The 12,545-nt window shown below is 69.9% G+C and carries 12 protein-coding genes; 4 read left to right on the top strand and 8 right to left on the bottom strand.

All coding sequences use genetic code 11. From position 1 onward, the window contains the following. Positions 1 to 17: 17 nt before the first annotated feature. From KF689_04810 to KF689_04780, 7 genes are all read right to left on the bottom strand, one after another. Positions 18 to 320: a hypothetical protein gene (locus KF689_04810; protein MBX3132690.1), complete on the bottom strand. Its 303-nt coding sequence runs from the start codon at positions 318 to 320 to the stop codon at positions 18 to 20. Further along, the gene (locus tag KF689_04805) at positions 317 to 1,291 is read right to left on the bottom strand and encodes an alpha-ketoacid dehydrogenase subunit beta (GenBank protein ID MBX3132689.1); all 975 of its coding nucleotides are present in this window, start codon (positions 1,289 to 1,291) and stop codon (positions 317 to 319) included. The genes KF689_04810 and KF689_04805 overlap by 4 nt, the downstream gene beginning before the upstream one ends. 2 nt (positions 1,292 to 1,293) lie before the next feature. Further along, the gene (locus tag KF689_04800; GenBank protein ID MBX3132688.1) at positions 1,294 to 2,436 is read right to left on the bottom strand and encodes a thiamine pyrophosphate-dependent dehydrogenase E1 component subunit alpha; all 1,143 of its coding nucleotides are present in this window, start codon (positions 2,434 to 2,436) and stop codon (positions 1,294 to 1,296) included. Next, positions 2,437 to 2,748 (bottom strand): hypothetical protein, encoded by a 312-nt coding sequence (locus KF689_04795; GenBank protein MBX3132687.1) that lies wholly within the window; start codon positions 2,746 to 2,748, stop codon positions 2,437 to 2,439. A gap of 103 nt (positions 2,749 to 2,851) precedes the next feature. After that, positions 2,852 to 3,292 (bottom strand): hypothetical protein, encoded by a 441-nt coding sequence (locus tag KF689_04790; GenBank protein MBX3132686.1) that lies wholly within the window; start codon positions 3,290 to 3,292, stop codon positions 2,852 to 2,854. 52 nt (positions 3,293 to 3,344) lie between these two features. Further along, complete coding sequence (locus KF689_04785) at positions 3,345 to 3,959, bottom strand: CDP-alcohol phosphatidyltransferase family protein (protein MBX3132685.1); 615 nt, start codon at positions 3,957 to 3,959, stop codon at positions 3,345 to 3,347. An 8-nt stretch (positions 3,960 to 3,967) separates the two neighbouring features. Beyond that, on the bottom strand, positions 3,968 to 5,242 hold the full coding sequence (locus tag KF689_04780; GenBank protein MBX3132684.1) for a DUF1343 domain-containing protein: 1,275 nt from the start codon (positions 5,240 to 5,242) through the stop codon (positions 3,968 to 3,970). A gap of 30 nt (positions 5,243 to 5,272) precedes the next feature. On the opposite strand from KF689_04780, the gene KF689_04775 reads away from it, so the two are divergent. From KF689_04775 to KF689_04760, 4 genes are all read left to right on the top strand, one after another. Beyond that, positions 5,273 to 8,227: a serine hydrolase gene (locus tag KF689_04775; GenBank protein MBX3132683.1), complete on the top strand. Its 2,955-nt coding sequence runs from the start codon at positions 5,273 to 5,275 to the stop codon at positions 8,225 to 8,227. A gap of 98 nt (positions 8,228 to 8,325) precedes the next feature. Continuing rightward, positions 8,326 to 8,673 carry an iron-sulfur cluster assembly accessory protein gene (locus KF689_04770; protein MBX3132682.1) on the top strand — a complete coding sequence of 116 codons (348 nt, stop codon included), beginning with the start codon at positions 8,326 to 8,328 and terminating at the stop codon, positions 8,671 to 8,673. Between the two features lie 71 nt (positions 8,674 to 8,744). Beyond that, positions 8,745 to 10,214, top strand: coding sequence for a sodium:solute symporter (locus tag KF689_04765; GenBank protein ID MBX3132681.1), 1,470 nt, complete (start codon positions 8,745 to 8,747; stop codon positions 10,212 to 10,214). A gap of 28 nt (positions 10,215 to 10,242) precedes the next feature. After that, a complete protein-coding gene (locus tag KF689_04760) occupies positions 10,243 to 11,166 on the top strand; it encodes a hypothetical protein (protein ID MBX3132680.1) in 924 nt (307 codons plus the stop codon). Here KF689_04760 and KF689_04755 read toward each other — a convergent pair. Further along, positions 11,163 to 12,491 (bottom strand): dicarboxylate/amino acid:cation symporter, encoded by a 1,329-nt coding sequence (locus KF689_04755; GenBank protein ID MBX3132679.1) that lies wholly within the window; start codon positions 12,489 to 12,491, stop codon positions 11,163 to 11,165. The genes KF689_04760 and KF689_04755 overlap by 4 nt on opposite strands. Positions 12,492 to 12,545 lie beyond the last annotated feature (54 nt).

The following is a 12,545-nucleotide window of genomic DNA, read 5'->3' as shown; positions in this document are numbered from 1 at the left end:
ATCCGATCACCCTCAGGTCAGAACTTGCGGTCAGGAGACTCAGGCTTCGGCGGCGCCGGCTGGCGCAGCGCCGAGACCACGAGCCACGGCAGCGTCAGGGCGCCGAGGGCGCCACCGACGAACATATAAATGTACCAGTCGCAGGTCGGGATGCCGTCGCAGCGGGGGGCTTTCGTGAAGAAAGCCACCGCCTTGCTGACCAGCACGCCGATCATTCCACCCGAGAAGAACCCGATGAAGGCCATAAAGCAGCCGATGGCGGCCTGCCGGGCGGTGGACGGCGGCTCGTAGCCGCCGGGGGGGGTCGGGGGTGTCGTCACCAGGCCACCACCCGGCGCACAGCGGTGACGATGTCGTCGGTCTGGGGCAGCACGAAATCCTCCAAGGCAGGCGCGTACGGCAGCGGAATGTCGTGCGCCGTCACGCGCAGGACGGGCGCATCCAGGTACGCGAAGCAACTCTCGTTGATGCGCGCGGTGAGTTCGCCGGCGATCCCGCCCGTGCGCGTGTCTTCGTGCACGATGAGGACGCGGTTGGTCTTCCGCACGGTAGTGAAGATGGCCTCGTCGTCGAGCGGCGCCAACGAGCGCAGGTCGATCACCTCGACCTCGATGCCCTCGGCCGCCAGGCGTTCGGCGGCCTCGAGCGACTTATGCACCGTCGCCGCGTACGTGATGATCGAGACATCCCGGCCCTCGCGCGCAACGCGGGCCCTGCCGATGGGCACCACGTGGTCGCCCGCCGGCATCGTGCCCTTCACGCGGCGGTACAGGTACTTGTGCTCGAAGAACAGCACGCAGTCGTCGTCACGGATGGCAGCCTTCATCAGGCCCTTGGCGTCCTCGGCGGTGGCCGGGTACACCACCTTGAGGCCAGGCGTGTGGATGAAGCCGGCTTCGGGGTTCTGTGAATGGAACGGGCCGCCGCGCACGTAGCCGCCGCTGGGGCCGCGCACCACCATTGGCGTGGGCAGGAAGGCGCGGTAGCGCGCCGTCGCCACGTAGTTGGTGAGCATATCGTAGGCGTTGGCGATGAAGTCGATGAACTGCATCTCCACCACCGGGCGCATCCCCATATGGGCCGCACCCGCCGCCGCGCCGACGATCGCGATCTCGCTGATGGGCGAGTCGACGACGCGCTCCTCGCCGTACTTGGCCATCAGCCCGTCGGTGACCTTGAACGCACCACCGTAGGCGCCGATGTCCTCCCCGAGCAGGAAGACGTTCTTGTCGCGCGCCATCTCTTCGTCGAGCGCCTCGCGGATGGCCTCGAGATAGGTAATCTCGGCCATCGCTACGGCGCCCCCTTGGCGGCGTCCCAGGTGCCCCAGCCCTCGGCGCGCTCCTTGCCGAGGGAGGAGGTGTCGGCGCCCTCGCGGAACCACAGCGGTTTCTCCACCGGCGGGTCGGCGTAGACCCCGATCATCGCATCCAGCGGCTCCGGGAACGGCGACGCCTCGGCGACGTCGGTGGCCGCGTCGACTTCCTGCGCGATGCGCGCGTCGATCTCATCCAACGTCGCCTGCGCGACCTTCTCGCGGTCACGCAACACGCGCACAAAGCGGTCGATCGGGTCGTTCTCGGCCGCCCAGCGCTCGATCTCGCCGTCGGGCACGTAGGACTGGTTGTCGTGCTCGGCGTGGCCCTTGCGGCGGTAGGTCATCAGCTCGAGCAGCTGCACGCCTTCGCCGGCCCGTGCGCGATCCACCGCACGCTTCGTGCAGTCGTACACGGCGAGCACATCGTTGCCGTCGCACTGTTCGCCGGTGACCCCGTACCCGATCGCTTTGTCGACGAACTGCGCGGCGGCCGTCTGCTTGGATGTCGGCGTGGAGTACGCGTAGCCGTTGTTCTCGATGACCACCACCAGCGGCAGGCGCTGCACGGCGGCGAAGTTGATGCCCTCGTGGAAGGCGCCGGTGCTCGTGGCGCCATCGCCGACGTACACGAGCCCCACGCGATCCTCGCCGCGCATCTTGAAGGTCATCGTCACGCCGGCCATCACCGGGACCATATCGCCGAGCGGCGAGATCTGGCCGAGGAAGCCACGGGTCGTGCCGGCCTCGCCGATGTCGCCGAAGTGGATGTTGAGCTCGCGGCCGCGCGTGGGCGAGTCGCCCTTGGCCATATACTGCTTGAGCACTTCCACCGGCGTGGCGCCCTTGACGAGCATCGCGCCGAGGTTGCGAATGAGCGGCGACATCACGTCCCGCTGCTCGAGCGCGTAGCAGGACCCGACGGCATCGGCCTCCTGCCCGAGCGAGCGGAAGAGCCCGCCCACGACCTTGGTCTGGCGGTAGAGCGCCACGAGCCGCTCCTCGAGCGTGCGCGTGAGCCGCATCCAGTAGTAGAGCTCAAGCTTCCGCTTGAGCGGCAACGCTTCCCCCAGATGCACCGATGGCCCGCCCTTGGCCGGGCGGGTCGCCTTGCGCGCCATTCAGTACGCCGGGGCGAACGTGTGCGTCGGGTCCACCTGGGTGTGCAACGACACGAAGAACTTCTTCACGTTGCGGTCGAGGCGGCTCTCGCCCATCTGGTCCGTCTCGGCCTCGACGAACACGTAGTGGCCGCCTTCCATCCGGACGCTCACCGTGAGCGTGGACGGGACCTCAGGCGTGCCGACCGAGCCCTTGAAGGTCCGCGAACGCGCCGTCTGCGCGGCCGGCATCATCCCGACGGTCGGGAAGAAGGCGTCAGCGGTGGCGAGGATCACGTCGGGATGGAGGGAGGTGCGGTGGAAGTGCTTCATCTTAAGACGGAGGACGGATGAGGGATGAGGGATGCTTTCGAAAGCACTGCGAAGTGGACTCCGGCGCGGATGTAGCATCCGTCATCCGTCATCCGTCGAGAACTCACTGCCCCGGCGGCGCCTCGTTCCTCACCTGCTGGCGCCAATCCTCGGTGCGCTGCAGGGCCTTGGTGGAATCGCGGCGGAAGCGGAAGCCCATCGCCCAGTCGCCGGCGGTGATGAAGGTGATGGTGGCACGATAGGTGCCGGCCTCGGGTCCGTAGACGAGACCGTTGTAGACCGTGTGGCGGTCGGCGTTGGTGGCGAAGATCTGGCCCTCGCCGTTCACGATGGGCTCGCGGGTGTTCTTGTCGTGCACCGTGATGGTGTACGTGATGCGCTCCAGGGCCCGCGGCGGGACGACGTCGGGCTTGAGGCGGACCTCGAAGTCGTCGGTCCAGAGACGCACGAGGCCGCGGTCGTCCGGCGGGGCGGCGCAGGCCTGCAGCGCCACCGCGGCGACGACGGCCAGGATCGGGGTCCAGCGGAAACGGGCGAGGGACATCCGGAGCTCCTTCAGGGCGGGGGAAACCGCGAACCCCAACAAAATAGCGAGGTTACGCGCGCTGGGCGACGTGCCGCACCCGTTGGATCACCGTCCAGACCGCCGTGGCGGCCAACAGGATCACCACCCCGCGCAGCACCCACCCCGCGAACATCAGGCCGAAGAAGGCCTGCGGCGCCGCCAGCAGGGTGATGCGCTCGGGGCGTTCGAGCGCGCCGACGCCCTTCAGGTCCACGCCGAGGGCATCCGCCTTGGCCCGTGTGTACGAGGTGATCTGCACGGCGCTCAGCGCCACCAGCGCGACGCCGACCATCGGCAGCGAGCGATGCGGGCCCGGCGCGGCAAAGAACCACGCCAGGCCGCCGAAGAGGAAGGCATCGGCCACGCGATCGAGCGTGGAGTCGAAGAACGCCCCGAACACGCTCGCCGCCCCCGAACGCCGGGCCACCGCGCCGTCGATCACGTCGAAGAACGCCGTCAGCCCCAGCGTCCAGCCGGCGGCGCGGATCCACCCGGCACCGAACAGCACGCCCGTCGCCGCACAGCACAGCGTCCCCGCGACCGTCAGCGCGTTCGGGGAGATGCCGACTCGCACGCACCACGCCGCCAACGGCTCGGTCAACCGCAGGTAGCCCTCGCGGATGGCGTGCCAGACGCGCAGGAACATCGCCGGCCTCAGCGGTAGATCAGGTATTGCCGTGTGCCCTGCTGCCAGCCTACCACGGACGGCAACGAGGCGTCGATGACCTCGTCCGGATCGCCGCCGCCAAGCAGCGACTCGCGAACGCGGGCGGTGCCGAAGCGCTCGTCGAAGCTCCGGGCGGTGAGTCGCAGGGAATCGCGGTGCACCTCCGCGATGGCCCAGAACAGCGAGGCGCCGAGCCGCGCCATCTGGGCGCGGTCGCGGTCGTCCACGTAGATGCGCACGCCGGGAATCGTCCGTCCGCCGAACTTGCCGTCCGTGGGCTCGCGCGGCGTGAAACGCTCGGCCTCGAAGCGCAGACCGATGAGGCCACGGTCGCGCAGCAACTCCACCACGGCGGGCGCGTCGAGCCAGGGGGCGCCGACGCGTTGGAACGGCGCGTCCGTCCCTCGGCCCACGGACAGGTTGCTGCCTTCGAAGGCCACCAGCGCGGGATACAGCAGCGCACTCAGCGGCGAGACCATCGCCGGCGACGGCACCACCCACGGCAAGCGGGTCTCGTCCCACCACATCGAGCGGCGCCAGCCGGCCACCGGAATCACGTGCAGCTGCACCGGAATGCCGAGTTCACCGGCGAACAGCTGCGCCAGCTCCCCCATCGTCATACCGTGCCGCAGGGGCGCGGGGTATAATGCGTAAGCCTTGCCGCGCCGCTCCGGCGTCGGGTCCTCCGGGTTGGCGAGCGCCGCATCCAGCAACGGCCCCTCCACCCGCCCGGTGATCGGATTGGGGCGGTCGAGCACGACGAACGGGATTCCCACGCGCGCCGCGGCGCGCATCGCATAGACCATCACGCCGACATACGTCCAAGTGCGCGTGCCGATGTCCTGCAGGTCGAAGACCAGCGCGTCGAGGTCCCGCAGCAGCGAGTCCGGCGGCGGGATCGTCTCGCGGGCGTACAGCGAGTGCACCGTGAGGCCAGAGCGTGCGTCCACCTCGTCGGGCAGGTCGGGCCGGTCGGCCGTCCCGCGGATGCCGTGCTCCGGCGAGAACAAGCGCACCACCGTGATGTTCGCTCGCTTCCCCCGCGGATCGCCGTGGAGCAGATCCACGACGGAACGCCCCTCCGCGTCCGCACCGGTCTGGTTCGTGAGCACGGCCACGCGTTTGCCTGCGAGCAATGCCAGCGAGTCTTCCATCAGCACGGTGACGCCGGGGCGCACGCGCTCCGCCGCCGCCCGCGAGGGCCTCGCGTCCTGCGCCCGAGGCGCCGGCGCACAGGCCGCCAGCCCCAGCAGCACCAGCATCGCCCTCACTCCCACCTGCCCTGCCCTGTGATGCGTCACCGCTTCCTCCGTGCGACCCTGCTGGGCCTCACCCTGGTTTCGTGCGTCCCGTTCACTCCGGCTGCCCCGCCGCCGGGCGTCGTCGAGCGTGTCACCGTCCCGGATGTGGAACCGGTGGCGGTGCCCTGGTCCATCCACACGCTGCGCCCGTCGTTGACCGAGCCCCTGCCCGACGAAGCCGAGCGCTGGATCGACACGACCATCGCCGCGATGTCGCTGCGCGAACGCGTCGGGCAGATGGTCTTCATCTGGGTGCTCGGGGATTATACCAGCTCGAGCGATTCCTCGTTCATCCTGGCCGTCGAGCGCATCCGGCGTGACAGGGTCGGCGGCGTCGTGATGTCGCTGGGCTCGCCGATCGAAGTCGCGGAGAAGGTCAATGCGCTGCAGCGGCAGTCGTCCCTGCCCCTGCTCGTGACATCGGACGTGGAGCCCGGGCTGGGGCGCCTCGAGGGCGGCGTATTCGCGCCCGGCACATTGGCCGCCGGCAGCGCGACGGTGCTGCCGAGCAATATGGCCATCGGCGCCACCCGGCGAATCGAGCACGCACGGGAGGCCGGCCGCATCACCGGCGAGGAGTCGCGCGCGGTCGGCATCCACCTCGCCTTCGCGCCGACCGTGGACGTAAACAACAACCCGGCCAATCCCGTCATCAACGTGCGGTCCTTCGGCGAGGACCCGCTCTTGGTCGCGGCGATGGGCACCGCTTTCGTGGAGGGCGTGCAGGAAGCCGGCGTGGCGGCCACGCTCAAGCACTTTCCCGGCCACGGCGACACCGACACCGATTCGCACAACGCGCTGCCGGTGATCAACGCCTCGCCCGAGCGGCTCTATGCGCTGGAGCTCGTGCCCTTCCGCGCCGCCATCGACGCCGGCGTCGCGGCGGTGATGAGCGCGCACATCGCCCTGCCGGCCGTGACGCTCGACCGCACGCCGGCGACGCTCGCCCCGGCGATTATGACCGGCCTGCTGCGCGACTCGCTCGGCTTCCGCGGCCTCGTCGTCACCGACGCGATGGATATGCGCGGCGTGGGCCAAGGCTATGACAACGCCCGCAGCGCGGTGCTCGCCGTGCAGGCCGGCGCCGACGTGCTGCTGATGCCGCCGGACGTGCCCGTGGCGATCGACGCCATCGTCGCCGCGGTCAACCGCGGTGACATCCCCGCCGCGCGCATCGACGAGAGCGTGCGGCGCATCCTCGCGCTCAAGCTGCGCACCGGCGCCATCCAACGGCCCATCGTCCCGCTGGATTCGCTGCGCGACATCGTCGGCCAGAGGGCCCACCGGCAGCGGGCGCTCAGCATCGCCGAGGATGCCATCACGCTGCTACGCGACACGGCGCGGGCCCTGCCCCTCGCCACCGCCGAGCCCACGCTGGTCCTGACCTACGCCGGCGAGAACGACGTCCTCGCCGGACGGACCTTCACGGCGGAGCTGCGCAGCGCGTTGCTCACGATGCGCAGCGCGCGCATCACGCCGGCCACGCCGCGCTCCCGGCTCGATTCGCTGCTCCGTGCCGGCAACGGCGCCAACGGCGCCGAGCGCGTCGTCATCGCAACCTTCGTGCGGACCATCGAGGGCGAAGGCCGCTTCGCCATCGCCGAGCCGGTGGCCAAGTGGATCGACTCCATCGCGGCACTCCGTCCAGTCAACGTGGTCGCGTTCTCGAGCCCGTACGTGCTCCGCGAGATTCCGCGCGTCTCCGGCTTCGTGGCGGCCTACGGCCGCGGTGAGGCGATGGAGCGTGCCGCCGCACGGGCCATCACCGGGCGCAGCCCCTTCCGCGGCGTGCCGCCGACGTCCCTGCCCGGCTACTTCGCGGCCGGCCAGCCATACGAGCGCCCGCTGCCGGCGTGGGCCGCGCGCGTGACCGACTCGGTGCGTACCGTCCTCACCCGCGCGGTCCGTGATTCAGTCTTCCCCGGCGCCATCGCCGTCATCGGCACGCGCACGCAGGTGGTCGCCGAGGTCGCGGTCGGCAAGCTCGACTGGACGCCTGATGCCCCGGCACCCGATGCGCACACGATCTGGGATATCGCCTCGCTGACGAAGGTCGTGGGAATGACCACGGCGATGATGCAGATGGTCGAGCAAGGCCTCGTGCAGCTCGACGCGCCGGTACAGCGCTACCTGCCAGAGTGGACCGGTGCCAACAAGGAACGCGTCACCGTCCGTCACCTGCTCACGCACACCAGCGGCCTGCCGGCGCACCGCACGCTGTGGCTCGAGAGTGAGACGGAAACGGAGGCGCGCCGCCTGGTGCTGGCCACGCCGCTCGATACGCTGCCCGGCGCTCGCTACGTGTACTCTGACCTCGGCGCGATGCTGGCCGGATGGGTCATCGAGCGCGTGGCGCAACAGTCGCTGGACGCCTACCTGGCCAGCGCGGTGTTCGGCCCGCTGCGAATGAACGACACCCGCTATCACCCGCCCGCGGAGGACCTCGCGCGCATCGCTCCCACCGAGCGCGACCCCTGGCGGGGCCGGCACCTGCGCGGCGAGGTGCACGACGAGAACGCCTTCCGGCTCGGCGGCGTCTCGGCGCACGCCGGGTTGTTCAGCACCGCCCACGACCTCACGCGCTTCGCGCAGATGTGGCTCAACGGTGGCACGCTCGGCGGCGTGCGCATCGCACGGCCGCAGACCCTGCGCAGCTTCTCGAGCGTCGCCGATTCCACCATCTCGCACCGCGCCTTGGGCTGGGAGACGCCCAACGGGACCAACTCCGCCGGCACGCGGATGCGCAGCCCGGCCGTGGGCCACACCGGCTTCACCGGGACCTCGCTTTGGATGGACCCGTCGAACGACATCTTCGTGCTGCTCCTGACGAACCGGGTGAATCCGAGCCGCGCCAACTCCCGGATCGGGCCGGTCCGCACGACCATCGCCGACGTCACGACCGGGGCGGCCGCCGCCGCCCGCAGCGCCTCGCGGGGAACGCCCTGACTTGTAACCGGAACCCCGAACCCTATATTCAGGATTAGTCAGTCGCGGCGGCGGTCGCCGCCGGACCTGGAACCCCAGGAGGGATCCCGATGAGCACGATGAACACGCCGGAAGTCCTTGTTACCATCACGCCCGCCGCTGGCGCCGAAGTGCAGAAGTTTATGCAAGCCGAGAACGTGGCCCCCGAGGTCGGCGGCCTGCGCGTGGCTGTGCAGCCGGGCGGGTGCTCGGGCTTCAAGTACAGCCTCCTGATCGAGGACAAGCCCGCAGACGACGACACGGTCCTGCCGCAGGGGAGCTTCAACCTCTTCGTGGACCCGTTCTCGATGCAGTACCTGAGCGGCGTCACGATCGACTACGTGACCTCGATGCAGGGCTCGGGCTTCACGTTCAAGAACCCGAATGCCACCGGCGGCTGTGGCTGCGGGTCCAGCTTCTCGGCCTGATTCGGCATCACGCAGCACAGTGACGGGCGCCCCGAGGGGCGCCCGTTCTGTTTTCCCGCCATATTGCCGCGATGCAAGACGTCGCCACTGCGTTCACCGCCCTCGATTGGGTGGTCCTCGTCCTCTACCTCGTGGGCACGACCGCCCTCGGCGTGCGCCTGGGGCGCGGTCAGAAGGACTCCCGCGACTACTTCGTGGCCGGCGGCGCCATCCCGTGGTGGGCCGTGCTCTTCTCGGTCGTCGCCACGGAGACCAGCGCCCTCACGTTCATCAGCATCCCGGGCCTCGCCTACCTCGGCGACCTCTCGTTCCTGCAGGTGGCGACGGGGTACCTGCTGGGCCGCATCGTCATCGCCTACACCCTGCTCCCGCGCTACGTGGGCGGCGAGCTGGTGACGGCCTACGCGCTGCTGGAGCGCCGCTTCGGTCTCGGCACGCGCCGGCTGGCCTCGGTGACCTTTATGGTGACGCGCGCCTTCGGAGACTCGGTGCGCCTCTTCGCGACGTCAATTCCCGTGGCGCTGATCTTGGCCGGCGTGTTGCCGAGCCAGTTCGCGGCGCCCGCCGCCATCCTCGTGCTCGGCGTGGCGACGCTGATCTACACCTACCACGGCGGGATGCGCGCGGTGGTGTGGACCGACGTCGTGCAGATGGGCGTGTATCTGCTGGGTGGCGCCGGCGCGCTCTGGCTGCTGGGCGCGGGCGTGGAGGGCGGCTGGTCCCGCATCCTCGGGGACGCGGTGGCGGCCGGCAAGCTCAAGCTCGTGGACTTCGACCTGGGCTTCGACCGGCCCCACACGGTGCTGGCCGGCCTGCTCGGCGGCGGCTTCCTGGCGATGGCCTCGCACGGCGCGGACCAGATCATCGTGCAGCGGCTGCTGGCCGCTGGTTCGCTGCGCGATGCGCGCCGCGCGCTGATCGGCAGTGGCGTGGTAGTCATCGCACAGTTCGCGCTGTTCCTGATGATCGGCATCGGCCTGTGGTCGTTCTACGGCGGCGCGGCCTTCCCCGCCCCGGACCGGATCTTCCCAGCCTTCATCATCGCCGAGATGCCGCCGGTGATGACGGGCATCGTGATCGCCGCCATCCTCGCGGCGGCGATGAGCACCGTCTCGGGCTCGCTGAATGCGTTGGCCGCGGCCACGCTGCACGATCTCTACGTGCCGCTGCGCGGATGGCCGGACGGCGCGCGGAGCCTGCGCCTCTCGCGGCTCTTCACCTTGGCGTGGGCCGTCGTGCTCGTGGGCGGCGCGCTGCTCTACCGCGCCGAGGGCACGCCGGTGGTGGTGATCGCGCTGTCCATCGCCAGCTTCACGTACGGCGGACTGCTCGGCGGGTTCTTTCTCGCGATGCTCTGGCCGCGCGCCGTGCAGCGGGATGCCCTGCTGGGGATGGGCGTAGGTATCTTTACGATGGGTCTCGTGGTGTTCGGCAAGACCGGCATCGCCTGGCCGTGGTTCGTGCTCATCGGCACCAGCGTCACGCTCGCCGTGGGCATCGCATCGTCCTTCACGCACGCGGCGGCGCCGCGCGCGCCCTGACTCGTCCTTCAGCAACGAATCGCCCGCAATGGCCCAGTACGTCGTCGGTGTGGATGGTGGTGGTAGCAAGACCCACGTGATCGTCGCCACGCAGCGTGGCAAGGAACTCGCGTCCGTCACCGGCGACGCGAGCGCGGTGACGCCGGGCGGCGCCATCGCCTCGGCGGAGGTCATCGCCGATCTCGTGCGTGAGGCGCTGACGCAGGCCGAGATCACCGAGCGTCCGCAGCAGCTCGTTGCGGGCGTGGCCGGCACGGGTCGCGAGAAGGAGCAGAAGGCGCTGCTGCGGGCCCTGCGCAACCAGTCGCTGGCCGAGGAGGTGGACGTCGTGCCCGACGCCGAGGTGGCGCTGGCCGATGCCTTCGGCCCTGAAGGGGCCGGCATCCTGCTCATTGCGGGCACCGGATCGGTGGCCTTCGGCCGCGGCCCCACCGGCACGTTGCGGCGCTGCGGCGGCTGGGGCCCCGTGGCCGGCGACGAAGGCAGCGGCGCGTGGATCGGGCGCCGGGCCCTCAGCGTGGTGACCTCCAGCGCCGACGAGCGCGAGCCGGAGTCGCGGCTGACCGGCGCGCTGATGACGGCGCTGGAGCTCGAGTCGATCGACGACATCATCCCCTGGGCCGCGAAGGCCACGCCCAAGGATCTGGCCGCGCTGGCGACGCACGTCACGACGCTGGCCGCGGACCGCGACCTTCGGGCGAACTCCATCTGCACGGTGGCGGCGGAGGAGCTGGTGCTGCACGTGCGGACGCTGGCGCGTCAGCTCTTCGTGGACGAGCGCGCGGCCGTGCCCGTGGCGCTGGCGGGCGGAATGCTCGCGCGCGGGGGCTTCCTGCGGCGTCTCGTGGAGCACCGCCTCAAGTCGGCGGTCCCCGGCGCGGCGCTGCACGCCGAGGACGTGGTGCCGGCCCGTGGCGCGGTGAAGCTGGCCACGGCGGCGCTGAAGGCCTAAGCCGCCGTCGGCGCCTCCGCCGGCACGTCGGCGGCGGTCCACAGCCCCTCGCTCTTGGCCACGAACGTCGTCGACGAGATGTCCGACGCGACGTTCACCACGGTGCGCGTCATATCCAGGATGCGGTCGACGCCGAGCACGATGGCGATGGCTTCGCCAGGGACGCCCATCATCGCGAGGATGCCCACCAGCAGCGGAATCGAGCCGCCCGGCACGCCGGCGGCGCCGATGGCCGTGATCACCGACATAATGATCACGATCACCATCCCGCCCAGCGAGAGGTCCACGCCGAAGACCTGGCAGAGGAAGATGACGGTGATGCCTTCGAAGATGCTGGTGCCGTTCATACACATCGTCGAGCCCAGCGGCAGGACGAAGCCGGCGATCTGCTTCGGCACCCCGAGGCCTTCCTGCGAGGCGCGCAGCGCGGCCGGCAGCGTGGCTGAGCTGGAGCTGGTGGAGAACGCCGTCACCAGCGCGCCCTTGATGCGCGAGAAGTACACGCGCGGGCTGAGGCCCATCACGAAGCGCAGGATGAGCGACAGGTTGATGAACATATGCGCCAGCAGGGCGAACATCACCACGAACACGTAGCCGCCCAGGGGCTTGAGCAGCGCAAAGCCGAAGCGGCTCGTAACCCCGAAGATCAGGCCCACGACGCCGTAGGGGGCCAGCCGCATCGCCATCCCGACGATGACGATGACGACGTCGTTGAGCGCCTCCAGCACCTTGATCATCGGCTGGGCACGTTCGGGGCGCAGCTGCGTCAGCGCCGCACCGAAGATGATGCCGAAGAAGATGATCCCGAGCATATCCGTGTCGGCGGCCGACTTCACCGGATTGCGCGTGACGATGTTCACGAAGGTGTTGATGCCGAAGCCGCCGGTCGACTGCGCCTCGACCTTCCCCGCCGCGTCCTCGGCGTAGGTGGCCATCAGCTCCGTCTTCACTTCCTCCGGCAGTCCCTGCCCCGGCTTCACCCAATTCACGACCAGCAGGCCGAAGGTGGCGGCCAGGAAGGTGGTGGTGAAGAAGTACCCGATGGCCTTGCCGCCGACCTTGCCCACCTTGCCGAGATCGCCGAGGCCCGCCACGCCGAGCGCGATGGACGAGAAGACCAGCGGCATCACGATCATGAAGAGCATCCGCAGGAATACCTGCCCCACCGGGCCGGCCAGGTAGGTGTTCACCCAGACCACGCGACCGTCGTCGCCGCCGAGGGTGAGGTTGGCCGTGATGCCCGCCGTGGCGCCGACCAGCAGCGCCAGGAGGATCTTGGTGTGCAGCTTCATTCCCTTGCCGTAATTGCCGATCGACTCAGCCATTGGGGGGTCTCAGTCCTCGAAGGGGCGCGGCCGGTGGCCGGGCGCGGCACAGAC

This window comes from Gemmatimonadaceae bacterium, from assembly GCA_019637355.1.
Classification (GTDB): domain Bacteria; phylum Gemmatimonadota; class Gemmatimonadetes; order Gemmatimonadales; family Gemmatimonadaceae; genus Pseudogemmatithrix.
The sequence above is the reverse complement of the archived record's forward strand: the minus strand, read 5'-3'. Positions and strand labels throughout refer to the sequence as shown.